Raw genomic sequence first — 24,861 nt, forward strand, 5'->3', positions numbered from 1 at the left:
CTCCGCTTATGTATTGTCGGTTTGGGCAGCAGATTTATTGATCACCAACATACAGCTATAAAACTCGCATTTTGCCAGCTCTACTTTTTGCCCGCCGATGGTTTTATTTTTGACGATTTGACCATTTAACATATCAGTGACCAGCTTACCGCCTTCATCACCCATTAGTTGGCGCGCCAGTTGATAAGATTTTTTGGCATGGTTTTGACTGAGCTCTTTTTCTTTATCAGAGTCCGTTGGGTTGGCAAAATACCAACCAAGCTCGAGATATTTTTCAGAATCAATCACGTCCAAATAGGGCGCGTCGTCCGGCATAAAGCGATATTTGGACGCCGGATTACTGGCATAATCCAAGCTATTCTCATCGGTGCTGACCACTTTGCCAAAAGCCGACTTTATTTCACTTAGCTCATCGACCTTTAGCGTTTTGACTTTATCAGTGCCCCATGAAGCGACATCATATTTTACTGGCGTGCCTTGCTCGGCGGTTGCGTCATCGAGGTCAGCGTTGGCGGCGGTATTTTCTTGTTTAGGCGCCTCAGCGGCGGTCTGCTCGCTACTCTCAGCGCTCACGTCTTCAGCGGCGGTCTCGCTATTTTTATTGCTATCACAGGCGCTCAAAGACACGCCAACTGCCATTAACGTACTAACCATAAGGGTCTGTAGGCTTTTATTCCACATGGGCAATTTACTCACACTTTTAGAGGGGTCCGAAAACGGGATTAACGAGCGGGCTTTTGCCGCTGATAATGAACGATGAATAAACAATGCTGTTAAGGTATTCTAGTTATATACTTTGTTAGTTATATAAAGTGTTATCAATCAGCCTTTTAACTTTTATCTTCTAACTTTTAATAAACGTAAGGCACAAGGCCGCTTGAATTTTTTATGCTCTCTAGTTTACCCAACTGCTTAACCCTTGACTAGCCTTTACCTTACACATAACGCTCCCTCAGAGTACAGATTTGTTAAAGACCTCACGAGATAAAGGCATGATTTATCTGGCCAATTATTCGCTCCGTTTTTAGCCTTTTTATTGTCTTAGCATAGTTGGCGGAGTATAGATTTGTGAAAGCTAACGTTATCCCCTATGATAAGTAGGACTGGATAAGTGGCGTTGCATAAGATAATTAAACGGCCACTTTTTTATTGATAACTTTTCACCTGTTAATTTTGCCTCTATTTCTCCCTTTATAAGCAGCGGACCCTTTATGACCCAGCATTTTATCGTTATTGGCAATCCGATTGCCCACAGTAAATCTCCTGAAATTCATACGTTATTTGCAGCGCAAACTGGGCTTAAGATTAGTTATCAGCGCCAGTATTGCCCCGATGATGTGGCCAGTTTTACCGCAGTGATTGAAGCTTTTTTTCATGGCGGCGGTGTTGGTGCCAATGTGACCGTCCCTTTTAAACAAATGGCTTATGAGTGCTGCGCGGCGCGTGGCGGTTTGTCTGAGCACGCCAAAATCGCTGGCGCCGTCAATACCTTACTGCTGAATAACGCCCTGTTAAAAAATGGCACGCCAATAGCTGAGGCGATATATGGTGATAATACCGACGGCCAAGGTCTGGTCAATCATATAACAAGTTTAAACTGGCCTTTAAAGGACGCACGCGTGGCAATAATCGGCGCAGGCGGCGCAGCACGCGGGGTGATATTGCCATTGATTGAAGCGGGTATCAGCGAGCTTACCCTTGCCAATCGCACATTGAGTAAAGTAACAGATTTGGTTAATGAGCTAAGCGCTGCAAGTGAGACGATTGCTAATCAGCAGATTAAAACCTGTAGCACTGAGGCGCTAAGCGGCGCGTTTGATATCATCATCAATGCCACCTCGATTGGGTTATCAGGTGATACGCTGCCACTTAATGACGCGCTCAGCTGCGGTTATGCTTACGATATGATGTATGGACGCGCGCTGCCGTTTTTACAGCATTTTGCCAAGCGCGGCGCACAAACGTCAGACGGTTATGGCATGCTTATCGGGCAGGCAGCGTTAAGTTTTGAGCGTTGGACAGGACATAAGGTCGATGTTGCGCAAGTCATCGACAGTTTATAAGTACATTGAATGAACAGCTTAAACCGCGACTAAAAAAGCCGTATGAATAGAAATCATACGGCTTTTTATTTGCTAATAAAGTTAACCAAAACGCGCCAGCAGCCAATTTTCCAACTTACGTAGCGGTACGCGTAAATTGGTTGAATGTATCACCACCCCGCCGCTTAGTCCTACCAAGCAACCAATCATGGTATCAAATAAGCGTGCCAGGATAACTTGTTGATAAGCTTGCTCAGAGAAGGGTAAACCACTGCCGTACTCAGCAATAAATACCGTCAGCGGGGTGATAAATATCACTGCCATGCCATAATGGCGGTCGACCAAGGTTTCGATACACAGCATCAAGCCCAATATCGCCAGCGCCACACCCCATATTGGTAAGCTCCACGCTAACATCCAGCTCGCCAGCCCCACGCCGAACATCGTCCCAAGCAAACGATGTATTTGCTTAATCCACATGGTACGCAGATGAATACCTTGGATAATTAAAAAACAGCTCACCGCCGCCCAATACGGATTGGTTAGCTGTAAAGTGATCGCAATAAGTAAGGCTAAACTGACAAAACCGGCGACAATCACACTTTCGGTGATGGTATCGGGCTCATAGCTATAGGACGGCGTCGGTGCCGATGGGCGCGTTGCTAATAAAAACAGCGAATACAGCAGCGCCATGACCAAAGCAAAGCCGCTACCAAGCATCACCAGACCCGTAGCTGGCATGATGTCTTCTAGGGGCAGCGGGATAAATAATGCAATCGCTCCCGCCATCATCACAAACAAGCCTGCTGGCGGCGGCTGGCGATAATAACGCCCAAATATCACGATACCAAAAGCCATTAACGTAAATATTGGCAGTTTTAACATGGGGACTTGCTGAGCTATCAGACCAAGGGCAAAGCACAGCGACATGGCAAAACCCCACGCCATCACCGTCACCAAGCGATACGGCAGCTTTCCTGCTAGCGGCGTATTTAAAATAACCATCGCCCCTAACGACGCTTTAATACCGGACGGCAAGGCATCAAAGTACGCACCGACAAACACGGGGAAGCTGATGGTAATGGCGGCGATAATTGGCATATGCCACGGTCGCTTGCTGCGGTTGACGGTTAATAAATGGTTAAGCTCACCATCGATGAGACTTTTTAGGCGAGCAAACAATGCTGTCAGCCAAGATGCTCGCGCTACCTTGTGCTTTGATGCGCTCATAATTGGCTTTCCTTTATCTCGTGCGTGCACGTAAACCATACACTTAACGGTTGTTTTGCGGCCACGCTGCTATCTATACTAAAGCTCTCTAAACTAAAACATGTGTATAAACGCTTATTTATCTATTCATAGTTTTACATTGATAACTTAATTTTCTGTGTTTTTTGTTATATAATGAATATTAGTTATTGTTTGTATATTTGTCACGATAGAAGATTTATACTGACCTCAACGCCACAACAGCTGTTTTTTATCAAGGACGCCTTAACGGTCATCGAAATGGATAAGCTGTTCTTAATAAATCTAAATGACGACCCGTGATATTGTCTACCTTTATCCCGAATAATTAAACACCCGTTTACATGAACCGAGGCTCAGTGACTGAGCCTGCCGTCTATGTTAGCGAATAACCAAAGAGAGCGACTATGTTAACTTACAAAGCACCTTTGCGTGATATCAAGTTTTTGATAAATGATGTTTTTGATTATCAAACGCATTATAAAAGCTTAGATAATGGCGAAAACGCGGATCCTGAAACCGTCGATATGATTTTGCAAGGCATGGCGGATTTTGCTGAAAACGTCCTGTCGCCTATCTATCAGCCCGCTGATGAAGAAGGCTGTCATTTTGAAAATGGTGAGGTCACCACGCCAAAAGGCTTTAAAGAAGCGTACAATCAATTTGTCGAAGGCGGCTGGCAAGGTATTTCGTACCCTGAAGAGTACGGCGGTATGAACTTACCGATGTCAATTAACCTCATCAAAGCTGAGATGATTGGTACGGCTAACTGGCCTTGGGCGATGTACCCTGGTCTATCAACCGGCTGTATCAATACCTTATTACAATACGGTACAGACGAGCAAAAAGCGACTTACTTACCTAAATTGGTTGAAGGCACTTGGTCGGGCACCATGTGTTTGACTGAGCCGCAGTGTGGTACCGATTTGGGCCAAGTAAAATCAAAAGCCATCCCGCAAGATGATGGTACTTATAAAATTAGCGGTACCAAGATTTTTATCTCAAGCGGTGAGCATGACCTAACCGATAACATCGTGCACATCGTTTTGGCTCGTCTACCAAATGCACCAGAAGGCACGCGTGGTATTTCACTATTTATCGTACCAAAATTCTTACCAAATGCTGAAGGCGAGTCTGGCGAGCGTAACGGCGTGGTTTGTGGCTCTATTGAGCACAAAATGGGCATCAGCTCATCGTCAACTTGTGTTTTAAACTTCGATGATGCGACAGGTTTCCTTATCGGTGAGCCAAATAAAGGCCTAAAAGCGATGTTCACCTTTATGAACACCGCGCGTATTGGTACAGGTATCCAAGGTTTGGCGCACACTGAGCTGTCTTTCCAAAATGCGCTACCATACGCCAAAGACCGCCGTTCTATGCGTACTTTGTCAGGTACCAAAGACCCTGAAAAAGTCGCTGATGCCATCATTCATCATGCTGACGTACGCCGTATGTTATTGACCCAAAAAGCCTTTGCTGAAGGTGGCCGCTCGATGATTTATCATGCCGCTCGCTATGCGGATAAAATGTCACAGGGCGTTGCCAACGGTGATGATGCCGAATTTGAAAAATGGGATGATAAATTGGGCTTCTATACGCCTATCCTAAAAGGCTTCTTAACGGAGCTTGGTATCGAAGCGGCCAAACACGGGCAGCAAATCTATGGCGGCCACGGTTATATCAAAGAGTGGGGCATGGAGCTGATCGCTCGTGATGCTCGTATCGCTACCATGTACGAAGGCACCACTGGCGTGCAGGCGCTTGATTTATTAGGCCGTAAGGTTATCTTGCAATCTAAAGGTAAAATCATTCGTGATTACACCTCAAGCATCATGAAGTGGTGCGGCGAGTATGCGCTTGATAAAGACATGCGTAAATTCGTTTGGGCACTGACCAAACTATGCGCTGAGTGGAACACATTGACCGTCCGCTTAATGCTCATGGCACGTAAAGACCGCGAAATTATCTCTGCGGCATCGGATGATTTCTTGATGTACTCAGGCTACGTGATGATGGGTTATCACTGGGCGCGTATGGCGGCGGTCGCTTATGACAAGCTTAAAAACGGTGGCACGGAATCTCCAGAATTCTACAAAGCCAAGGTTCAAACTGCCGAGTTCTACTTTGATAAAATCTTACCACGTACCTCAGGCCATGCCGAAAGTATGGTTGCCCCAAGCGAGAGCATGACGGCAATGAAAATCGATAACTTTGCTTTCTTAGACTAAGATTGCCTCACAATTAAGCAATAATTCACAAAAAAAGCGCCTATGCATTAGGCGTTTTTTTATGGTTAACTAAAAGTCAGAGAATAAATTAGAACCATAGTTATCAAATAATAGACATCCAAAAACAGACAGCTGATAAACAATAACTTAATAAGGAGGCAGTGATGTTGTCGATTAACAATAAAACTACTTTATCAAGCGCACGAGTGCTAAAAACGCTGTTGCTAAGTGCCACATTAATCAGCACTGGCGCAAGTAACGCGCTGGCTAAAACTGGCGATACCACCATTCATTTTGCCAAAGGCGCTGTTAGTAGTGTTGTTACTGGTAAATTAAAACCTAATGAAGATGAGCGCTGGTATCGTTTTAATGCAAGCGCTGCGCAATATGCCATTATCAATATTGCGCCACTTGCTGGCACGCCTGAGACTGCCAATGTTGGTGTGCTGTATATGCCAAATGGCAAGTATGACGGCACCAAAGGCGGGATTATTTATCAAGGCTGCTTGCCTGCCACTGGCGAATATCGCTTGCGTATCGCACGCAATTTGATGGCAACTCACGGTAAAACCGCTGGTTATAAAGCCGAGGTGATGATATTGCCTAAATATGCCAGTAAGTCATTGTGCGAAAATAACTAGGTTATAAACAGGCATCTTTCAAGGCTAGCTAAGCATTTTTTTATGATAAATCACGCTGATCTCTTCTACCTCAACACATATCTGGATGTCTGCACGCCCTGATTGCTGTTCACTTAATGTCTCTTCTATGGCAGCTGTCAATAACTCAGCAAGCTGATGCCGTATGACTTCATTGCGGCCGCTCATAATTTTTAGATGCGCATAAACAAAGCCGTTGCGTTGCTCATCATCTTCTACGCCGACCAAAAACGTCTCAATCGGTACGATGCGCGCTTTGATATCAGCAGGCTTACCAAAGTGCCCACTATCCCATAGCGCTTGATTTAGTACTTTAAGAAATGACTCTTCATGAGCAATCATAACGTTTGGCGATACTTGAATGGTTAAATGCGGCATGGATAAAATCCTTATTAAAAATAGCAAATCTGCCAATAAGCAGCGCAAACACTATTAAGAGTAAATGACAAAAGCGCAGATAAGAGCAAATGACAAAGGCGCAGAATAAACGGTGTGTAGAGTTCTTCTTAACCATTTTTAATCATCAATGATATCTGCAAAGCGCGCAGCAAGCGTGGTCGCCAATTGCTCAGGTGGCAACTCAATCTCTAGGCCACGGCGACCGCCACTCACATAAATAGTTGCTTGCTCTTGGGCTGCGGCATGGATGAGCGTCGGTAAGCGCTTTTTTTGCCCCAATGGGCTGACACCGCCGAGCACATAGCCCGTCGTTCGTTCGACTTGTTTGGGGTCGGCCATTTGTACTTTTTTACAAGCCAGCATTTTATTAGTCGATAAAGCTTTGGCCATTTTTTTAAAGTTTAAGGTTTTATCGACCGGCAATATCGCCACCGCAAGCGCGCCAGCGTCGGTTGACACCACCAAGGTTTTAAACACACGCTCGGCAGCTATGCCCAGTTTTTCAGTCGCTTCTAATCCAAAAGAGGCGGCGTTACTGTCGTGAGTGTATTCATGCAACTGATAATCAAGGTTGCGCTGTTTGGCAAGTTTAATAGCAGGAGTCATAATGTTTTGGCTGAGCTAGTTAATGAATTTAAATATAGCATTTCTGATTTAACCTTAATACTGCTTTTATCTCAATACAGTATCACGAATATCGCAGCATGCGAAACTGCGTTTTTACTACCTTTGGCTTTAAATGATGGTGCCTCTAAGCCGCCTTCTTATCGGCTATATTCTTCCGCGAAATTGTTAATATTGACAGTATATACAGACTCAATATATCGCTTTGACGGCTTTTATGGCATCATAAGCGCACCACATTTGACTTATTTTGATACTGATTATGATACCGAAGTTCTTAAAAAAACGGATTTTTAAAGCGCCCGTCGCAACTGACCATACAACCTCAACCCCAGAATTCGAGGCTGAGATGTTGCCGGTTGCGTCAACCCTTTATGCCAATGCGCCGATTAACCAGCTCTATCGCAAACTATCGGGACAGCTGCTTGATGTCGCTGTGAAGCCAAAGCTTTTGGGCGAGTTGCCAGAATTTGATGAGGACGACAATGTTCTTAGATTTTATGTGCTGCAAGACTATTCGCGCTCCAACAGTATTTTGATTGACCTGCAAACGCAAGCGCACAATCTGCCGCCAGCCTTGGTCGGGGTACAAGACATTGCCCACGATGTTAAAGAAAACGCGGCCATTATATTTTTGCATCATCCGCATGCCAAAGATAACCAGCTCTCCCCTCGCCTATCGCGCCTAGTTGCTGCGGTCTTACAACATCCAGAATTAAAAGTACGTTTGGTGCCAGTAACGATTCTTTGGGGACGCGCCCCAGAAAAAGAAGACTCGTTATTTAAACTCTTGACCGCCGATAACTGGGAAGACCCTAGCATTACCAAGCAGTTATTTAATATCGGCGTTATGGGGCGCGATACCTTTGTCCAGTTCCATCCGCCGCAAGATTTGCGCACTCTTATTAATGACAGCCTAAAAAGTGATGGCGATAGCAGTCCTAATGACACAAGCGGCACTGCACTAAGCGACACTGTACCAAGCGACGCCGCACCAAGCTATGCAATGGTGGCATCAGCTGATGGCAACCGCGAGCTGGTGCGGTCGTTGCAACAACAGCTTAACGTTTATTTAGACAAACAGCGTGCCAGTATGCTCGGGCCCGATTTGTCGGACAGACGTAACTTGGTCGATAAATTGGTTTATTCGCCTGCTATCAAACACGCAATAGAAACAGAAGCCATAGAGTCAGGCATCAGTGTTCGTGAAGCGCGGATGTTAGCCAAGGGCTATGCCAATGAGATGGTCAATGATTATTCCTACTCTATCATCCGTGGTTTTTACAAATTTCTGACATGGCTATGGACGCAGCTTTACGACGGCGTAGAGGTGCATCACTTTGAGCGCGTGCGCGAGCTGGCGACTGACTATGAGCTGATTTATGTGCCTTGCCATCGCAGTCATGTCGACTACTTGCTCCTGTCTTATGTCATCTATAAGCGCGGCTTGAGCATTCCTTATATTGCCGCAGGTGACAATTTAGATGTGCCCATCTTAGGACCCTTATTACGCGGCGCCGTTGCCTTTTATATACGTCGTAGCTTCCGCGGCAATGCACTATATACCGCGGTGTTACGTGAGTATATGCACACGCTGATTACCCGCAACACACCGATTGAGTACTTTATCGAAGGCGGACGCTCGCGCTCAGGGCGACTCTTGCCACCAAAGATGGGCATGCTGGCGATGACAGTCCACAGTCAGTTGCGCCAAACCAATAAGCCTGTGGTATTTATACCGACCTATATCGGTTACGAGCGCATCATGGAAGGCGGCACCTACGTGGGTGAGCTAAAAGGTAAGCCAAAAGAGTCAGAATCGCTAATCGGTCTCCTCAAAGTTGGGCGTAAGATTGAGCGTATCTTTGGCAATGTGCATTTAAGCTTTGGCACGCCGCTGCATCTTAGCGACTTTATGCAAAAATTTGAGGTGTCTGCCAATAGCTTACCTGCCGATCGCACCGATACGCCGCTTGATGATAAAACCAGCGCCATGGTGGATAATATTGGCGTCAAAGTCATGCAGCATATCAATAAAGCGGCGGTCATCACCCCTGTGTCGCTATTGTCATTGGTACTATTATCAGCACCAAAAGCGGCGCTTGATGAAGATATTTGCCGTGAGCAAATCGCCCTTTACCAAAGTCTGGCGCAGTATCTGCCCTACTCTGATGATACGATTATCACGGATATGACGCCGCAGCAAATCATTGATTATGGCATTAAGCTAAAGCTTATCGAACGCATACCGCATATCTTGGGTGACATTATTCAGGTTGCTGGTAAACAAGCGGCCTTGCTGAGCTATTTCCGTAACAACATCCTGCACGTCTTTATTTTATTGTCTTTCTTAGCGGCTTTGGTGGCGCGTAACGGCCGCATCGAACGCAGCCGTCTAAACAGTATCGCCGAGCAGCTATATCCGTTCCTACAAAGCGAGCTGTTTTTATATTATTCGGCGCATGGCCTACAAGATACCCTCAATAAAAAAGTCGATAGCCTGCTTGCCAATGGGCTAATTGTTGAACTGGGTAACGGCATGTTAAGCGTACCTGAGACAAATAGTAAGCACTATCAGCAGCTACAAGTGCTCGCAACCCCAGTTGAACAAAGTCTTGAACGTTACTTTATGACCCTTGCGCTACTTGCGCAGCAAGGCTCGGGTAATTTGACCGAAAACGAAGTCGTTGACCTCTGTCATCTGCTTGGTCAGCGCTTGTCGGTTTTATATGCCGATGACATCCCTGACTTCTTTGATCGTGCGCTATTTACCAGCTTTATCAGTGCCTTGACGCGCCTCGATTATCTGCAAAAAGAGGAAGAAACGGGGATACTAACCTTTGATCAGCGCATCGATAATATTGCCCACTATGCCAAATATGTCCTAAGCCCTGACATGATGCAAATTTTGCAGCAGGTCGCCAGTCTTAATGAAGAAGAGATTGCCCACGCCATTACTGAGATTAGTAATAAAAGGCAGCGTAAATTTGGCCGTAAGCGCTAATAAATAGCGTAAATGCGAAATATAAAAAAAGACCTCTAATGATTAGAGGTCTTTTTTTATATCTAAGATTACTGTCTAAAAATGCATACTAGAAATAACTACCCTAGGTAGAAATCTTTTTATACTTCATACGCTTAGGACTGGCGTCATCACCCATGGTCTTTTTGCGATACGTTTCAAACTCAGAGTAGTTACCGTCAAACCAAATCGGGCCTTCCTCTTCGAATGCCAAAATATGGGTCGCGATACGGTCAAGGAACCAGCGATCATGCGAGACCACCATCACCGTTCCTGGGAATACTTGAATCGCGTCCTCTAGCGCACGTAAGGTTTCGATATCCAAATCGTTTGATGGCTCATCAAGAAGTAAGACGTTGGCGCCCTGCTTTAGCGTTTTAGCAAGTTGCAAACGGTTACGCTCACCACCTGATAATTGACCGACGTGCTTTTGCTGGTCTGAGCCTTTAAAGTTAAAGCGGCCAATATAAGCGCGGCTTGGGGTTTCATAGTCCCCTACTTTGATGATATCTAAGCCGTCAGAGACTTCTTCCCAAACCGTCTTTTTATCATCTAAGTTGTCACGAACCTGACCAACATAAGCGACCTTCACGCTTTCACCCAAATCGACGGAACCCGTATCTGGGGTATCACGTTCGGTAATCATGTTAAATAGCGTGGTTTTACCCGCACCATTTGGGCCAATGATACCAACAATAGCGCCCGCTGGCACGTTAAAGCTTAGGTTTTCATAAAGCAGACGATCGCCAAATGATTTGGAGATGTTGTTGACTTCGATGACTTTGTTACCCAAACGTGGGCCTGGTGGAATATAAATCTCAGCGGTCTCATTACGTTTTTGGAACTCCGTTGAGTTTAGCTCCTCAAAACGCTGCACACGAGATTTAGACTTGGCTTGTTGACCTTTTTGGTTTTTACGAATCCACTCAAGCTCTTTTTTCAGTGCTTTGGCAAAAGACTCTTCTTGCTTTTGCTGCTGCTCAAGACGGTTATTTTTTTGCTCGAGCCACTCAGTATAGTTGCCCTCATAAGGATAGCCATGGCCACGGTCAAGCTCCAAAATCCACTGGGCGACGTTATCTAAGAAATAACGGTCATGGGTAATGGCAACGATAGTACCGCTATAATTCTGCAAGAACTGCTCAAGCCAAGCGACAGATTCGGCGTCCAAATGGTTGGTTGGTTCGTCAAGTAACAGCATATCAGGACGCGATAATAGCAGGCGGCATAATGCCACGCGGCGTTTTTCACCACCCGATAATTTACTAACGTCCGCATCCCATGGTGGTAGACGCAGCGCATCAGCAGCTTTTTCTAGCTGGGTATTTAAGTTATGCGCATCCCACGCTTGAATGATGTCTTCCATTTTGCCTTGTTCTTCGGCAAGCTTATCAAAGTCGGCATCAGGCTCAGCATATTCCGCATAAATCGCATCGAGACGTTCGAGCGCATCTAACGCTTCACGCATACCGTCTTCAACATTACCGCGGACGTCTTTGCTGTCATCCAGCTGGGGTTCCTGCGGCAAATAGCCGACTTTAGTACCAGTCTGCGCGCGCGCTTCACCGCTAAAATCTTTATCTACGCCCGCCATAATGCGTAGCAAGGTCGATTTACCCGCACCATTGATACCAAGCACACCAATTTTGGCGCCCGGGAAAAACGATAGGTTAATATTTTTTAAAATTTCACGCTTAGGTGGAACAAGTTTTGACACGTTGTTCATCGTGTAGATATATTGAGCCATTAACACTCCGACAGACTGCATAGACGAGGCCTACAAACCGCACTCAGCAAGCATGCTAAATGGACTGCGCCTCAAAAATCAGGGTTATAAATTGTCTACCATTATCGCATTGTGGCGCATGCCCTGCAAGCTAACAGGCTGTTTTACCTGTCGTTTTGCGCCTTTTAGCATTTTTTAACCATTTCTCGTTTACAGGACGCTGTTTTAGCAATCCTTTATGCCCAAGCGTTTAGCATAAAACCTTAAATGACAAACGTTTACAGCCATGTTGGGTGAAAACGCGGCCAGTAACATTCATCCTATCTAGTCTTACGGTAAATGACTAGAAACTTCGCTCAAAAAAGCCCACAATAAGCAGAATAAGTAGCAGAATAAGTATAAGCTACTGCGGATTGGGCAAAGACAAATAATTAGATTGCTTAATCAGTAGCGCCAAATAATGATAAATACCAATCAGGGAGATTTTTTATGTCTAACGACAATACTAAACCAGATATAGATATCGTGCATGACGAGCAAGCAAAGCGCTTTGAAACCACAATCAATGGGCAAACTGGTTATATCAGCTACCAAGAGCGCGGCGATAAATTGGTATATGACCATACTATCGTCCCGCGAGCGTTAGAGGGCCGCGGTATCGGCTCAGCGTTGGTCAAACATGCGTTAAAATACGCGCAAGATAATAATAAAAAAGTAGTACCGCAGTGTTCGTTTGTCGCCTCATATATTGATAGGCACCCTGAATTTCAAGATTTGCTTTAGGCGCCATAAATAACGCCTTTTAACAGCAATTATGCTATAAAAGCCATATTTTAAGCTCCAATACGTATCACTACCCTCCTATTTGCCTGACGCTCTTTATTATATCTTTGCTCGCAACTATGTAAGCAACTATATAATAAGCACTCAGAGATAGGTGGGTTTTTTGTCCTGTATGGCTGTTTATATTTTTTCAGTTATCCCCCATCATCTTAGGTAATAGGCAGTAGTTAGGATAAAAATAGAAAGTAGCAGACCCATAACCGTATCACCCTCTCTAATAATAATAAAGGATATCACCATGAGTAGTTTATCTGACCAACAAATCGACTTACAATTAGAAGACTTAGCGGGCTGGCAGCGCGACGGTAACAGTATCGTCAAAAGCTACCATTTTAGCGATTTTGTCGAAGCCATGAGCTTTATGAATCAAGCGGCTTTTCATGCTGAGGCGCTCGAGCATCATCCTGAATGGAGCAATATTTACAACGTCGTTAATGTGCGCCTCACCACTCACGATACCGGCGGTATTACTAGCCTTGATATACGCTTAGCCAGACGCATGGAGCATATCATCCAACCTAAAACCTTCTAATATTAATAGTCTTCTCGCATTTAATCATGAGTACTGTATTGATTACGATGATTAGAGATACAAATTTTTAGCCATAAAAAAGTCCTCTATTGAGGACTTTTTTATTATAGAGCTGAACACTTAAAATCTAAGCAGTCATTGTTCGCTATTACATACGGCGACTGACAAATGCGACAATGAATAAAATGACCGCGATTGCTAATAAGATATAAGCAAAGTTTGCAGACAGTCCAGCGATACCGCCAAACCCAAGTAAACTTGCAATCAATGCAATTACGGCAAAAATAATAGCCCAACGAAACATAGTATTCTCCTCAAATCATGGTTAAAAAACTCGGTGTTCAAATGGCGACTGTCGCTACTAACACATCTAATAAACCGTTCACTAGCCAGTCAGCGATTTTATTCACCTAAAAATTTGCTTTTTGTTTTAATACTGCTTATCACTGCTTACGAATATAGATTAGCAATGATTTTCTTTAGAAAACGTTCATTTTGGTAATAATGTCGATAGGTTATGTAAACTTTGTAGCAAATCCTAGCTTTGATGATTTTTTACTTGGCTTTGCAAGACTTATGTGTAGAGATGGTGAACAATCACCGAAACGCGGTTATTTTTATGCCAAAATCTGCTATAAAGCTGAAGAGCTTGTTTTAGGCTTAGCAAAGGTTTTTAGCGGCATAGCAATAGCTATTTAACCATTAACGATGACAGCTACTCAGTAGCATTTAATGACAATGATAATTTAACAATAACCACTACTTAATAAGGAAAATAAGTATGAACACGGACACTTCAAACACCACCAATACAGCAAATGATGAGCAATCAACGGTCAACGAAAAACGCTCCTATGCGGTGGTTTTATATGGCGCGACCAGTTTTGTCGGTCAGATTACGGCGCATTATTTAACAGAGTTTTTATCGAACGCTAAAGACAAAAACGGCGCGAACGTCACGTGGGCAATAGCCGGACGTGATGAGGAAAAACTCAATGAGCTGCAATCTAAGCTTGCCAGCAAAGTTGATATCATTATTGCCGATAGTAACGATGCTGCTAGCCTCGATAAGATGACTAAGCAAACTCAAGTCATTATTTCAACCGTCGGCCCTTACCTAAAGTACGGTGAGCCGCTGATTAAGTCTTGCGCCCATAATGGCACTGATTATGTTGATCTCACGGGCGAAGCTATCTTTATCAAAGATATGATGGATAAATATCAGGATGCAGCAAAGCAAAGCGGCGCACGTATCGTCAACTCTTGCGGCTTTGACTCTATCCCTTCAGATTTGGGCGTTTACTTTACCCAGCAGCAAGCGGAAGAAAAGTTCGGTAGCGCCTGCGATGTCATCCACATGCGCGTCAAAGCGGCAAAAGGCGGTTTATCTGGTGGCACTATTGCGTCGATGGCCACCATCTTTGAAGAAGTCGGGCAAGATAAATCACGCCGTAAGCAAGTTGCCAATCCTTATTTGCTCAACGACGATAAAGATGCGCCAAACGTGCGCCAAGACAATATCAGCAAACCAGAATACGATGACGAACACAAACGCTGGCTTGCGCCTTTTGTCATGGCTAGCATCAACACGCGTATCGTGCACCGTAGTAACCAGCTGCTCGGTTATGAATATGGCCGCGACTTTAAATACGACGAAGCGATGTGGATGAAAGATGGCGTTAAAGGAAAACTATCGAGCTATGCGATGAGCGCAGGCTTGTTAGGCTTTGCCACCGCTATGATGATTAAGCCGAGCCGCGAGCTATTATCTAAGCATGTGTTACCCAAATCAGGCTCAGGTCCTTCTAAAGAAGAGCAAGAAAACGGCTATTTTGATATTCGCTTATTTGGGCAAACGGCCAATAACGATACCATTCATACCAAGGTAACCGGCGATAAAGACCCGGGGTACGGCAGCACCTCACGCATGTTAGCGCAAGCGGCATTGTGCTTAGCGCAAGACATTAGCAAAAAAGAGGTGAGCGGCGGTTTTTGGACACCTGCCTCGGCAATGGGCGATCGTTTAATAGCGCGCCTAGAAGAGCATTCGGGCCTGCGCTTTGAAGTCGTCGATGCTTAAAACTTTCTATCTATAAAAGCAAACTTCCTATTTATAAAAGAAAAGCAATGTAATTTTTAGTAAAGTAGCCTAACCGCGTCTTGATAATAAGACGCGGTTTTTTATTACCTATTTTTCCTCCATTATTTTTTTCTTACATCGCGGCGCTAAAGTTTTTTAGGCAAATGTTAATAAATAATAACAACGTGTTTTTTTGGTAAACGATGTTGTCCATTTGCCCTTTTTCAATACATTAAACTACACATTTCCAGACTAATGTCACAGCCATATTGCTAGAACTGACGTAGGATAAAACAGGTTATGGCGCGGATTTTAACCATCGAGCCCAAATATACCAAAACCAATGTTGGTAAACCCCATTAGAAAACTCAAAGAGAAACATTAACAATAATTAAGAGGGAATGATTATGAAACTGCATGTATTAACAGCCGCTATTTTAACTTCAGGTGCCGCCATGTTTGCCAGTACGGCCAACGCCGCTATGACCACTGATAATCATGGCAACGTCGGTTATGATACTTATGATGAGTGTGTCATGGCCGTCAAAGATGGCTCAGCCAAATTTTATACGCCTTATACCTATCAAAAACCAAAGCTGCGTGCGGGCGAAGCTTCTATCAAAAAAATGCGCTTATCTGAGGTCATGATTCCGCAAACGGTGGTAAATAATAACAACTTACAAGCCAGTGATTATTCAGCAGGTGCCTGTGATTTAGGGGTGGGACAATCAAATGGTCGCTACGGTGTCTCAGGCGCATTGGTGGGCAAATATGTACCAATTGCAGCTGATATGCCAGTCAACGTTTATATGGATAAAGCTGGCAATCCGGTACGTTTAAGCATGCAGCAGTGTGACAACCACTTTAGCGCTAAATTTCCAACGCCTATTATGAGTGTCGCCAAAGAAACCGAAGCGCCAGCACCAGAGCCCCAAATTGCTATCACGGAAGCACGTAGCATGGAGCCAGTCGTTGTCGAAACCACACGCGTTATCCGTCCGGCTAAATATCGTGTAAAAGAAGTTATCATTGCGCCAGAAGACCAAATCAAACGGGTTAACACCACAAGTGGTACGGCAATTGCGGTAGAAGATGGCGCCAATCGTGCCGTTATCGTTGGTGAAGAAGCAGATGCCAACGTCCTTGAAGATACAGAAATCAGCCAAACCTTTCCTGTGATTCGTGTACCTGACAACAATAAACAGCAGCGCGTTGTCGATCCAAGCACAGGAAAATATGTGATTGTTGAATAATTTTTTGGGAATGAATACGCTTGGTTGGTTATTGTTCAAACTTATGAGTGATGGTTGCATAACGTCACAACAATATACCAAACTGTTAGAAGGTTAATAACTTTACTACTGAAATACTGGCTAGATAGCTGGTATTTTGCGTTTGGCAATAAAAGTACAATCAAGTGAAAAACACTCTCATTAACAAGTTATTTGTTAAAAAATAACTCGCTTGTTTAAAAAATTATCCTTTATCTATTTTTGGAGACTCATATGAAAAAGAATGCTTTATCCCTAATTTTAGGAGCTACGCTGATTTTACCTACGCTTGCTATGGCTGCCCCTGCCAACACTAAAGAGGTGACGCCAGCAGATAAGCTTTCTGCGCCCGTGGAAAATACCTTACAAGCTGAAGTAGAAGGGCCAGATGGTGAGTTACTGGCCACACAGCCCGGTGCGGTGGAAAGCAATGAGTCTGTGACTGTCGCGGATGCAGACATGGATGAAGCTGGAGATGAGGAAAATAACAGCGTAGAAGCCGCTGCTCTACAATCTGCACAGCCTGCACAGGCGCTAAACATGCAGCATAGCGATGCAAACTATCAGCCGCTAATTGCAGGCGAAGGCTCGGCCGCCAAAGAATCGACAGATACTCCTATTACTCTGCAAGAGAAGAAAAAAGACAAACGCGGTGAGCTATTGGCCACGCAGCCAGCGGATGTTGAATTTAAAGAAAGCCGCCGCATTGCTGTAGCCCGCTAAGGTATGTTGGTTAAAAATACAGTGGTAAATCAACAAAACGCACTGAGTTGCATGATGGTGTAACTCAGCGTTATAAATGGTCGTTTAAGACATAAAAAAGGCAGCTTGATGGCTGCCTTTTTTATGATGCTCTGATATCAAAACTTATTACTTCTTAGTCCTTATTACTTCTTAGACTTAGTCACGCCCGCTTCTTGTAATAGCGCACCTAGCGTGCCCATTTTACTGGGCGCTTCTGCTTTCTCCGTTCTTGGCGCTTTACTGCGGTTGTTGCTATTGTCTTTATCTTGACGATTGCCACGCGGTTTTGACGGACGCTTATCCGCTGCTGGGCGGTTGTTATTTGAGCGACTACTATTTTTACGGTTATCACTTTCACGGTCATTACTTTCACGATTACTAGCTGGCCGGCTGCTGCGTGGGCGACTGGCTTTGTCGTCATTACCCGTACTTTCAGAAGCCTTGGCTGCTGAACGTGCAGGTTTTACACCTTCAGGCTTCATACTAAAACCAATACGGCCGCGTTTTTCATCGATAGAAATCACACGTACAGAGACAATATCACCGGGCTTAACGCGGTTCATCGGGTCAGCAACGAAGTCATTGGCCATCTGTGAGATATGAACCAAGCCATCTTGATGCACGCCGACATCAACAAAGCAACCAAAGGCGGTAACGTTGGTCACCACGCCTTCAAGCTGCATGCCTTCGCTTAAGTCTTTAATGCTATTGACGTCTTCACGGAAGTTGGCGGTCTTAAACTCAGGACGCGGGTCGCGAGCAGGCTTGGCAAGCTCTTCAATGATCGCTTTGACACTGATGTTATCATCATTGGCAGCAAGCGCGGTGGTATCGATACTGTTTAGCACGCCTTCATTACCGATTATTTCTGGCAATGCTTTACCCGTTTGCTCAAGTAGGCTGTCAACCAGCGCATAGCTTTCTGGGTGCACGCCTGTTGCATCAAGGGGATTGCTACCGCCATGCACACGCAAGAAACCTGCTGCTTGCTCAAAGGTTTTTACCCCTAAGCGCGGCACGTTTTTTAGCGCTTCACGGCTATCAAAGGCGCCATGCTCTTTACGATAGGTGACGATTTGCTGGGCGACGTTTTTATTTAAACCCGCAATGTGCGCCAAGATAGCAGGACTTGCGGTATTCACATCAACGCCAACCGCATTCACGCTATCTTGCGTGACTTTATCGAGGCTGTCTGCTAACTGGTTTTGATTGACGTCATGCTGATATTGACCAACGCCAATGGCTTTTGGGTCAACCTTAACCAATTCTGATAAAGGATCTTGCAAGCGGCGCGCAATAGAAACCGCACCGCGTACCGAGACATCTAAATTAGCAAGTTCATCACTGGCAAGCTCGCTCGCCGAATAAACAGAAGCGCCAGATTCATTCACGATAACGGCTTTGGCTTTTAGCTCAGCGTTGGCCGCCAAAATCTCTTTAATCATCGCGTCAGTTTCGCGGCTTGCCGTACCATTACCGATTGCGACTAAATCAACCTTATAGGTGCTTAACAGCTCATCGATGACTTTTTTGGCTTCATCCATCTTATTATCAGGAGCAAATGGATAAACGGTTGCCACAACTGGCTTGTCTTCACTATCTAACATCACATGGCCTTGGGCATCGACAATTGCCATTTTAACGCCATGACGAATACCAGGATCAACGCCCAAAATTACTTTGCGGCCAGCAGGTGCTGCCATGAGCAAATGCTGTAAATTATTGGCAAAGACATCAATGGCGTCGGCTTCAGCAGCCAGACGTTTTTCGGTCAATAAACGGTGCTCGATATGCGGACGCCATTTTTCTTTCCATAAGCTAGTTGCTGCTTCTGTCAAAAACTCCTGACGCTCAGCTGGCGCTTTGGTATCAATCTCAAAATGCTTAATAATTTTGTCGATAAAAGGAGCGTCTTCGCCTTCGATTTTTAACCCTAAAACGTTTTCTTGGCGACCACGTAGCATCGCAAGCAAGCGATGATTTGGCAGACGCGCAAGGCTTTCGCTATGCTCGAAGTAATCTTTGAATTTCTCGCCGACTTCACGTTTTTCTTCACTGGCAACGCTCGATACAATACTTGCCGTTTTTGCAAAACCACTGCGCAGATTATCGAGTAAGTCCAACGCTTGCGTCCATTCATCAACGATGATGGCTTGTACGCCTGCCAATTGCTTGTCGATATCATTAAAATCGACGTCAATCTCATTACCACCATCGTCAGAGATACTAGATGGTACTTGATAATCAGCCAGCGCTTCTGTCGGGGTAATCTCTTGCGTTAGGATAGCCTTTGCTGGCATGTCCAAACCGGCGGCCCGTGCTTTTGCGGCTGGTGAACGGCGACGCGGACGATAGGGCAAGTAGATGTCTTCAAGCTCAAGTTTCGACGTCGCATTATCAATACGCGCCTGCAGCTCGTCGGTCAAATTACCCTGCGTGCTTAGCAGCTCGGTAATTTTAAGGCGACGGGTTGCCATATCGCGCTCATAATTAAGCGCCTTCTCTAAAGCTCGCAGCTGCGCATCGTCAAGATTTTGCGTTTTTTCTTTGCGATAACGGGCAATAAACGGAACGGTCGCGCCTTCATCGTAAAGTTTGACAAACGCATTGACTTGAGCAGTCTTAATGCCAAGCGCGCGAGCAAGCTTGTCGTGAATATTCGCGTGTGTGGTTGCATCTAAAACCTGTGCATTTGTCGAGGTTTGAGATGGCGTTAAGGTATCAGTGCTACTCATAGACGTATCAATCGTTGAGAAATGTAGTTTTGCATTATAGCAAAAGCTGCATGAATAAAAATCCTTTTTATCTTTTCGTTATTTAATGCCTGTTTTATCATAAAAATCATCGGATATCATCCGTTCTGACGCCTTGTTAAACAAACGCATACAGCATTTATCAGTATCAGTGATGCAATTAGGATTGCAATCTTATACACTAAAGTATCAAGGGCGCAAATATAGCTCAGCATTACCACATTGAACAAAAGTCTTTATTTTTTATACGTTTTTTCGACTATTATATTTTTTAGCAATAAAACTTATCAACGGATTGATCATTAAATAATAACAAGATTTTAAGTTATATCCTTTAATGATGTTTTTATAAATAGGTTTTACTAATAATTTTACTGAAAGTTTCTACTAATAATAATTTTTATAAGAGGATGACTGTATGACTGATAACAACAGCCCCGACACTTTAAACCAGCGCATCTTAGTCGTTGATGACGATGCGCGCTTGCGCTCTTTATTGCAGCGCTTTTTAGAGGACGATGGGTTTGTCGTCCGTACGGCTCATGATGGCAATCAGATGGACAAATTGATGCAGCGTGAGCTGTTCTCATTGGTGGTGTTAGATTTAATGTTGCCAGGCGAAGACGGTATCAGTATTTGTAAGCGCTTGCGTGAAGACAACGGCGATATTCCAATTATCATGCTGACGGCCAAAGGTGGCGATGCCGACCGCATTGCTGGACTTGAGGCGGGTGCTGATGATTATTTGCCAAAGCCCTTTAATCCAAAAGAGCTACTGGCGCGTATCAAAGCAGTCCTGCGCCGCCAAAACCGTGAGCTGCCGGGTGCGCCAAGTCATCAGATGGAAGTGGTTGAATTTGGACCGTGGACGCTTGATTTATCGACCCGTACGCTGAAACGTGAAGGCAATGTGGTTACTTTAACGACTGGTGAATTTTCGGTGTTAAAAGCCTTAGTTCAGCATCCTCGTGAGCCGTTAACGCGTGATAAATTAATGAACCTTGCCCGCGGCCGTGAGTGGGGCGCGATGGAGCGTTCTATCGACGTGCAAGTATCGCGTTTGCGCCGCCTGATTGAGGACAACCCGTCACAAGCGCGTTATATCCAAACCGTTTGGGGTGTCGGCTATGTGTTCGTCCCTGACGAAGCGGAAGTAGAAGCGGCTAAGAGCGAATAGCGCTTGATGGTATTCAAGGCAATAAAAAGCCCTGCAGCCAATGTGCAGGGCTTTTTATTGATCTAACTAACGATAATTACAGTCATTCAAAATAAAATTGATACGTTAATATCCACGTGCGACTGAACAAATTTTTCTTATACCTAAAACTAACGTAATTGACTGTCTTTACTACCGCGGCGATTAAACAGCTCGACCGCCTTTGCTTGTTTTTCAAGCTCTGTTTGGCAGCCTATACAGTGCTGCACGCCTGGTACGGCAACGCGCCGCGCTTCTAGAATGGCGTTACCGCACTCATCACAAAACTCAGCGCTTTCACCCGTTGGTAGCGCACGCCGTGCCCGCTCTAACGCATCGTTGACCGTCGCATCCATTTGTTCATGCTCTGCCCCATCTCTTGACCAACCACCTGCCATAATCTTATCCTGTTTTTTATTAATACTATTTAGGTTGTAATTGATAAAAGTCTTTAATAACAAATAGATGGGGTTATATAGCATTTATTTCAATCAATAAATGCTTTTATAGATACCATTAATAGCGATAAAAATAATGAGCAATAAAATGGTAAATGATGATTAATTTTTTGGCTGTAGCTCAACCACTTGACCGCGCACGCCGATGCTTTCATCACTCATCAAAAACACGTAACCACCCATAATATCTTCTGGCGTTTTTAGGCTCATCGGATTTTCACCGGGAAAGGCATGGGCGCGCATATTGGTACGGGTGCCGCCAGGGTTGATACAGTTAAAGCGTAAATTGGTGGTGTTTTGCGTTTCTTGGGTAAAGATATCGCTCATGCCTTCAACCGCTTGCTTAGAGAGCGCATACGCGCCCCAAAATGCGCGCGGATGGGTGCCGACGCTACTAGAGGTAAAGACGATAGAACCATTTGGCGCGTCTTTAAGCAGCGGCAGCAGCGCTTGGGTGAGCATAAAGGTAGCCGTAAAATTAACCTTCATGACTTGGGCAAACATATCGACATCGTACATTTCAAGCGGCGTTAAAGCACCGAGCATGCCAGCGTTATGCAATACACCATCGAGCTGACCGACTTCTTTCGCAATCAAATTCTCTAGCGTTTGCATCTCAGCATAGGTGGCGCCTTCTAAATTCATCGGGAGCATCGCAGGCTGCTTGCCACCAAAGCTCTCAATTTCATCGTAAACGTATTCAAGCTTGCTGCTGGTGCGCCCCAACAATAACACCGTTGCCCCATAACGGGCATAAGTTAAAGCAGCGACACGGCCGATACCATCACCAGCACCCGTTACCAAGATTGTCTTGCCATCTAAGCAGTTATCAGGCGGTACAAAATTACGAATAGCGTCGTGCGATATAGACGATGCAGAGTTTTGCGCAGCTGGTTGATTGCTTTGCTGCGGCGTTGGCGGATTAGTATGGTCACTCATGGCATTACTCACGGCTTATTATTGAATAGGTAGGACGCTTAATAGCTATCTCGATTATGTCGTATTTGGCTTATAATTATTTACTTTATAAATAGTCAAACTTGCCCGAAGAAAGCAGAAGTTTATTTAAGTCTTTAGGAGTCTCCGCAATATAGTCTGCACCCCATTTCTTTAGACTTTTTTGATCTTCAGGTGGAATATAGCCATAGGCGGCTAAAATTGTCGTCATACCAGCGGCGTTGCCAGCTTCGATATCGCGTATATGATCGCCAACGTAGAGGACGCTTTCAGCAGCGCCGCGCGGGATAGCAAGTTTTTCTAACGCCACATACATCGGCTCTGGATCTGGCTTAGTACGCGATACGTCATCAGGACAGACCAGCACCGAACAGCGCTCATCTAGCTGCATTTTTTCTAACAAAAGCTCTGCTAAATAGCGCGGTTTATTGGTAACGATGCCCCAGGGCACCCGCTGGTCTTCAAGGACGCGCAGCACTTCTTCAAGCTCGCTAAAAACACAGCTATCGACACAAATATCTGCTTCGTAATCGTCTAAAAACTGCTGACGAAACGTAAGCAGCGCCTCTTCACTGACCTCAAGCTGGCCATTATGACGCAGCATCAGCCGCACCATCGACGAAGCGCCTGCGGATACTTGCTCGCGAATTTCTACTGCAGGTGGCGCTTGCCAATCATTTTCGCCGCTCATTTTCCCAATAATTCGGATAAAATCGGCGGCAGTATCGATTAACGTCCCATCAAGGTCGAACAAGACAGCTTTTACAAATTGACTCATAACAGGCGCTCTTAATTTTTATTTAAAACATGGATTTAAGACATTGATTTAAAAAGTGGTTAAAAAGGAATGCTTATAAAAACGATTTACGACAAGGGTTTTTGTACCGCCATCATATAATTGACATCGACGTTTTGGGCCAACCAGTAGCGCTTGGTTAACGGATTATAATGTAGCCCAATGATATCTTGACGGCTAAAGCCTGCATTGATCGCCATTTTGTCTAACTCAGCTGGGGTGATAAATTTGGCGTAATCATGAGTGCCGCGATCAAGCAGGCGCAACACGTACTCCGCCCCAACGATGGCAAATAGATACGATTTAGGATTGCGATTAATCGTCGATAGCACGCAAACCCCGCCCGGCGCTAGCAGCTTGAAACACGCCTCGATAATGGCAGTTGGGTCTGGCACATGCTCAAGCATCTCCATACAAGTCACCACGTCAAACTGACCAGCATGAGTGACGGCTAACTGCTCAATCGGGATATGCTGATAACGTAGCGTGTCAGTTAAGTTGCTTTGCTCAGCATGTAAGGCGGCTGCTTTTAGGTTCTCTGTCCCAAGGTCGATACCGGTAACATCAGCACCGCGGCGCGCCATCGATTCTGACAAAATGCCGCCGCCACAACCAACATCAAGGACTTTTTTACCCGCTAAGCCCATCTCTGCGCTTTTACTGTTATCATGACTCGCATAGCCGCGTTTTACATTGTCTTCTATCCAATTAAGACGCAGCGGATTGATTTCGTGTAAGGTGGCAAACGCGCCGGTTTTATTCCACCACTCGCTTGCCAAATTGTTAAATTTTTCCACTTCGCTAGCATCAACATTGGCATCGACATTAATAGCGGCGGCGTCATTAACGTCGCTTGCTTGCTGATTTGCCTGACTGTTTACAGGCGGCGTAGAAGGTAAAGCTTGGCTCATAGGATGTTTCCTTTTTCGGCATTATAGTTATTATCGTTTACGTTTATAGGTACGCTGAGACGCTCAACAGTATAGGCTCAATATTAGCATGAGAGCGGCGGCTTTGTCGTGAGTACATCGTCACCGTTTGTGAAACGCTTAACAATAGCTCCGTATGACCATTATTTTTAGCGCCAAAAAATTCAGCTACATAGCAATGTTAAAATATTAAAGGCAAAAATACCTTTAAAAATCATAGGTAAGATACCTTAAATAATCGCTCACAGCTTTACAACCGTTAGTTAAGAATCCGGTTCACAAGTATGGGCATTTTACGCTATTATAGGCGGTAGTCTATAACAGGTTGCTTTACGCGGCGCATTGTCGCTTAACC

The 24,861-nt window shown here is 44.9% G+C and carries 22 protein-coding genes; 11 read left to right on the top strand and 11 right to left on the bottom strand.

Annotation, left to right across the window (positions count from 1 at the left end):
- Nucleotides 1-6: 6 nt before the first annotated feature.
- Nucleotides 7-681 carry a hypothetical protein gene (locus tag B4240_RS08525; protein ID WP_414707116.1) on the bottom strand — a complete coding sequence of 225 codons (675 nt, stop codon included), beginning with the start codon at nucleotides 679-681 and terminating at the stop codon, nucleotides 7-9.
- A 530-nt stretch (nucleotides 682-1,211) separates the two neighbouring features.
- Between B4240_RS08525 and aroE the strand changes: the two genes are divergently transcribed.
- On the top strand, nucleotides 1,212-2,063 hold the full coding sequence (gene aroE, locus B4240_RS08530) for a shikimate dehydrogenase (RefSeq protein WP_296238325.1): 852 nt from the start codon (nucleotides 1,212-1,214) through the stop codon (nucleotides 2,061-2,063).
- Between the two features lie 81 nt (nucleotides 2,064-2,144).
- Here the strand turns inward: aroE and B4240_RS08535 are convergent, their stop codons facing one another.
- The gene (locus B4240_RS08535) at nucleotides 2,145-3,272 is read right to left on the bottom strand and encodes an FUSC family protein (protein WP_296238327.1); all 1,128 of its coding nucleotides are present in this window, start codon (nucleotides 3,270-3,272) and stop codon (nucleotides 2,145-2,147) included.
- A 425-nt stretch (nucleotides 3,273-3,697) separates the two neighbouring features.
- Here B4240_RS08535 and B4240_RS08540 point away from each other — a divergent pair, with 425 nt between their 5' ends.
- Nucleotides 3,698-5,518 (top strand): acyl-CoA dehydrogenase C-terminal domain-containing protein, encoded by a 1,821-nt coding sequence (locus B4240_RS08540; RefSeq protein ID WP_296238328.1) that lies wholly within the window; start codon nucleotides 3,698-3,700, stop codon nucleotides 5,516-5,518.
- 164 nt (nucleotides 5,519-5,682) lie between these two features.
- Nucleotides 5,683-6,159, top strand: a complete 477-nt coding sequence (locus tag B4240_RS08545) for a hypothetical protein (RefSeq protein WP_296238330.1) — start codon at nucleotides 5,683-5,685, stop codon at nucleotides 6,157-6,159.
- Between the two features lie 24 nt (nucleotides 6,160-6,183).
- On the opposite strand, the gene B4240_RS08550 is transcribed toward B4240_RS08545, so the two are convergent.
- Together B4240_RS08550 and ybaK are read right to left on the bottom strand one after the other, a co-directional pair.
- Nucleotides 6,184-6,555: a 5-carboxymethyl-2-hydroxymuconate Delta-isomerase gene (locus tag B4240_RS08550; RefSeq protein WP_296238332.1), complete on the bottom strand. Its 372-nt coding sequence runs from the start codon at nucleotides 6,553-6,555 to the stop codon at nucleotides 6,184-6,186.
- Nucleotides 6,556-6,693: 138 nt separating this feature from the next.
- Entirely contained in the window at nucleotides 6,694-7,182 is a 489-nt protein-coding gene (gene ybaK / locus B4240_RS08555) for a Cys-tRNA(Pro) deacylase (RefSeq protein WP_296238335.1), read from the bottom strand.
- Between the two features lie 280 nt (nucleotides 7,183-7,462).
- Between ybaK and plsB the strand changes: the two genes are divergently transcribed.
- Nucleotides 7,463-10,204 carry a glycerol-3-phosphate 1-O-acyltransferase PlsB gene (gene plsB, locus B4240_RS08560; RefSeq protein WP_296238336.1) on the top strand — a complete coding sequence of 914 codons (2,742 nt, stop codon included), beginning with the start codon at nucleotides 7,463-7,465 and terminating at the stop codon, nucleotides 10,202-10,204.
- Between the two features lie 103 nt (nucleotides 10,205-10,307).
- Here plsB and ettA read toward each other — a convergent pair whose 3' ends face one another.
- On the bottom strand, nucleotides 10,308-11,969 hold the full coding sequence (ettA, locus tag B4240_RS08565; RefSeq protein WP_296238453.1) for an energy-dependent translational throttle protein EttA: 1,662 nt from the start codon (nucleotides 11,967-11,969) through the stop codon (nucleotides 10,308-10,310).
- Nucleotides 11,970-12,437: 468 nt separating this feature from the next.
- Between ettA and B4240_RS08570 the strand changes: the two genes are divergently transcribed.
- Nucleotides 12,438-12,731 carry a GNAT family N-acetyltransferase gene (locus B4240_RS08570; RefSeq protein ID WP_296238338.1) on the top strand — a complete coding sequence of 98 codons (294 nt, stop codon included), beginning with the start codon at nucleotides 12,438-12,440 and terminating at the stop codon, nucleotides 12,729-12,731.
- A gap of 298 nt (nucleotides 12,732-13,029) precedes the next feature.
- Nucleotides 13,030-13,323, top strand: coding sequence for a 4a-hydroxytetrahydrobiopterin dehydratase (locus B4240_RS08575; RefSeq protein ID WP_296238340.1), 294 nt, complete (start codon nucleotides 13,030-13,032; stop codon nucleotides 13,321-13,323).
- Nucleotides 13,324-13,471: 148 nt separating this feature from the next.
- Here B4240_RS08575 and B4240_RS08580 read toward each other — a convergent pair whose 3' ends face one another.
- Nucleotides 13,472-13,627 (bottom strand): DUF1328 domain-containing protein, encoded by a 156-nt coding sequence (locus tag B4240_RS08580; protein WP_296238342.1) that lies wholly within the window; start codon nucleotides 13,625-13,627, stop codon nucleotides 13,472-13,474.
- A gap of 200 nt (nucleotides 13,628-13,827) precedes the next feature.
- On the opposite strand from B4240_RS08580, the gene B4240_RS08585 reads away from it, so the two are divergent.
- The 4 genes from B4240_RS08585 to B4240_RS08600 all read left to right on the top strand — a co-directional run bounded on the left by B4240_RS08585 (nucleotide 13,828) and on the right by B4240_RS08600 (nucleotide 17,397).
- Nucleotides 13,828-14,022: a hypothetical protein gene (locus B4240_RS08585; RefSeq protein WP_296238344.1), complete on the top strand. Its 195-nt coding sequence runs from the start codon at nucleotides 13,828-13,830 to the stop codon at nucleotides 14,020-14,022.
- 82 nt (nucleotides 14,023-14,104) lie between these two features.
- The gene (locus tag B4240_RS08590) at nucleotides 14,105-15,403 is read left to right on the top strand and encodes a saccharopine dehydrogenase family protein (protein WP_296238346.1); all 1,299 of its coding nucleotides are present in this window, start codon (nucleotides 14,105-14,107) and stop codon (nucleotides 15,401-15,403) included.
- Between the two features lie 407 nt (nucleotides 15,404-15,810).
- Complete coding sequence (locus B4240_RS08595) at nucleotides 15,811-16,656, top strand: hypothetical protein (RefSeq protein WP_296238349.1); 846 nt, start codon at nucleotides 15,811-15,813, stop codon at nucleotides 16,654-16,656.
- 252 nt (nucleotides 16,657-16,908) lie between these two features.
- Nucleotides 16,909-17,397 (top strand): hypothetical protein, encoded by a 489-nt coding sequence (locus tag B4240_RS08600; protein ID WP_296238350.1) that lies wholly within the window; start codon nucleotides 16,909-16,911, stop codon nucleotides 17,395-17,397.
- 164 nt (nucleotides 17,398-17,561) lie between these two features.
- Here the strand turns inward: B4240_RS08600 and B4240_RS08605 are convergent, their stop codons facing one another.
- On the bottom strand, nucleotides 17,562-20,153 hold the full coding sequence (locus B4240_RS08605; RefSeq protein ID WP_296238352.1) for a Tex family protein: 2,592 nt from the start codon (nucleotides 20,151-20,153) through the stop codon (nucleotides 17,562-17,564).
- A 436-nt stretch (nucleotides 20,154-20,589) separates the two neighbouring features.
- Between B4240_RS08605 and ompR the strand changes: the two genes are divergently transcribed.
- Complete coding sequence (gene ompR / locus B4240_RS08610; RefSeq protein ID WP_296238354.1) at nucleotides 20,590-21,348, top strand: two-component system response regulator OmpR; 759 nt, start codon at nucleotides 20,590-20,592, stop codon at nucleotides 21,346-21,348.
- Nucleotides 21,349-21,497: 149 nt separating this feature from the next.
- Here the strand turns inward: ompR and B4240_RS08615 are convergent, their stop codons facing one another.
- The 4 genes from B4240_RS08615 to ubiG all read right to left on the bottom strand — a co-directional run bounded on the left by B4240_RS08615 (nucleotide 21,498) and on the right by ubiG (nucleotide 24,488).
- Nucleotides 21,498-21,764 carry a DksA/TraR family C4-type zinc finger protein gene (locus B4240_RS08615; protein ID WP_296238356.1) on the bottom strand — a complete coding sequence of 89 codons (267 nt, stop codon included), beginning with the start codon at nucleotides 21,762-21,764 and terminating at the stop codon, nucleotides 21,498-21,500.
- 162 nt (nucleotides 21,765-21,926) lie between these two features.
- Nucleotides 21,927-22,763, bottom strand: a complete 837-nt coding sequence (locus B4240_RS08620) for a YciK family oxidoreductase (protein WP_296238359.1) — start codon at nucleotides 22,761-22,763, stop codon at nucleotides 21,927-21,929.
- Nucleotides 22,764-22,848: 85 nt separating this feature from the next.
- Nucleotides 22,849-23,559 carry an HAD family hydrolase gene (locus tag B4240_RS08625; protein WP_296238361.1) on the bottom strand — a complete coding sequence of 237 codons (711 nt, stop codon included), beginning with the start codon at nucleotides 23,557-23,559 and terminating at the stop codon, nucleotides 22,849-22,851.
- Between the two features lie 86 nt (nucleotides 23,560-23,645).
- On the bottom strand, nucleotides 23,646-24,488 hold the full coding sequence (gene ubiG / locus B4240_RS08630) for a bifunctional 2-polyprenyl-6-hydroxyphenol methylase/3-demethylubiquinol 3-O-methyltransferase UbiG (protein WP_296238362.1): 843 nt from the start codon (nucleotides 24,486-24,488) through the stop codon (nucleotides 23,646-23,648).
- Between the last annotated feature and the right edge of the window lie 373 nt (nucleotides 24,489-24,861).

Source organism: Psychrobacter sp. UBA5136, from assembly GCF_002414005.1.
Classification (GTDB): Bacteria; Pseudomonadota; Gammaproteobacteria; order Pseudomonadales; family Moraxellaceae; genus Psychrobacter.

Excerpts from the sequence above, each read along its gene's own strand:
- B4240_RS08525 (WP_414707116.1), bottom strand. The coding sequence starts at position 681 with ATGTGGAATAAAAGCCTACAGACCCTTATGGTTAGTACGTTAATGGCA.
- ettA (WP_296238453.1), bottom strand. The coding sequence starts at position 11,969 with ATGGCTCAATATATCTACACGATGAACAACGTGTCAAAACTTGTTCCA.
- ubiG (WP_296238362.1), bottom strand. The coding sequence starts at position 24,488 with ATGAGCCAAGCTTTACCTTCTACGCCGCCTGTAAACAGTCAGGCAAAT.
- B4240_RS08595 (WP_296238349.1), top strand. The coding sequence starts at position 15,811 with ATGAAACTGCATGTATTAACAGCCGCTATTTTAACTTCAGGTGCCGCC.
- B4240_RS08545 (WP_296238330.1), top strand. The coding sequence starts at position 5,683 with ATGTTGTCGATTAACAATAAAACTACTTTATCAAGCGCACGAGTGCTA.
- plsB (WP_296238336.1), top strand. The coding sequence starts at position 7,463 with ATGATACCGAAGTTCTTAAAAAAACGGATTTTTAAAGCGCCCGTCGCA.
- B4240_RS08585 (WP_296238344.1), top strand. The coding sequence starts at position 13,828 with ATGTCGATAGGTTATGTAAACTTTGTAGCAAATCCTAGCTTTGATGAT.
- B4240_RS08625 (WP_296238361.1), bottom strand. The coding sequence starts at position 23,559 with ATGAGTCAATTTGTAAAAGCTGTCTTGTTCGACCTTGATGGGACGTTA.
- B4240_RS08620 (WP_296238359.1), bottom strand. The coding sequence starts at position 22,763 with ATGAGTGACCATACTAATCCGCCAACGCCGCAGCAAAGCAATCAACCA.
- B4240_RS08615 (WP_296238356.1), bottom strand. The coding sequence starts at position 21,764 with ATGGCAGGTGGTTGGTCAAGAGATGGGGCAGAGCATGAACAAATGGAT.
- B4240_RS08570 (WP_296238338.1), top strand. The coding sequence starts at position 12,438 with ATGTCTAACGACAATACTAAACCAGATATAGATATCGTGCATGACGAG.
- B4240_RS08605 (WP_296238352.1), bottom strand. The coding sequence starts at position 20,153 with ATGAGTAGCACTGATACCTTAACGCCATCTCAAACCTCGACAAATGCA.
- aroE (WP_296238325.1), top strand. The coding sequence starts at position 1,212 with ATGACCCAGCATTTTATCGTTATTGGCAATCCGATTGCCCACAGTAAA.
- B4240_RS08575 (WP_296238340.1), top strand. The coding sequence starts at position 13,030 with ATGAGTAGTTTATCTGACCAACAAATCGACTTACAATTAGAAGACTTA.
- B4240_RS08580 (WP_296238342.1), bottom strand. The coding sequence starts at position 13,627 with ATGTTTCGTTGGGCTATTATTTTTGCCGTAATTGCATTGATTGCAAGT.
- B4240_RS08600 (WP_296238350.1), top strand. The coding sequence starts at position 16,909 with ATGAAAAAGAATGCTTTATCCCTAATTTTAGGAGCTACGCTGATTTTA.
- B4240_RS08540 (WP_296238328.1), top strand. The coding sequence starts at position 3,698 with ATGTTAACTTACAAAGCACCTTTGCGTGATATCAAGTTTTTGATAAAT.
- B4240_RS08535 (WP_296238327.1), bottom strand. The coding sequence starts at position 3,272 with ATGAGCGCATCAAAGCACAAGGTAGCGCGAGCATCTTGGCTGACAGCA.
- ybaK (WP_296238335.1), bottom strand. The coding sequence starts at position 7,182 with ATGACTCCTGCTATTAAACTTGCCAAACAGCGCAACCTTGATTATCAG.
- B4240_RS08550 (WP_296238332.1), bottom strand. The coding sequence starts at position 6,555 with ATGCCGCATTTAACCATTCAAGTATCGCCAAACGTTATGATTGCTCAT.
- ompR (WP_296238354.1), top strand. The coding sequence starts at position 20,590 with ATGACTGATAACAACAGCCCCGACACTTTAAACCAGCGCATCTTAGTC.
- B4240_RS08590 (WP_296238346.1), top strand. The coding sequence starts at position 14,105 with ATGAACACGGACACTTCAAACACCACCAATACAGCAAATGATGAGCAA.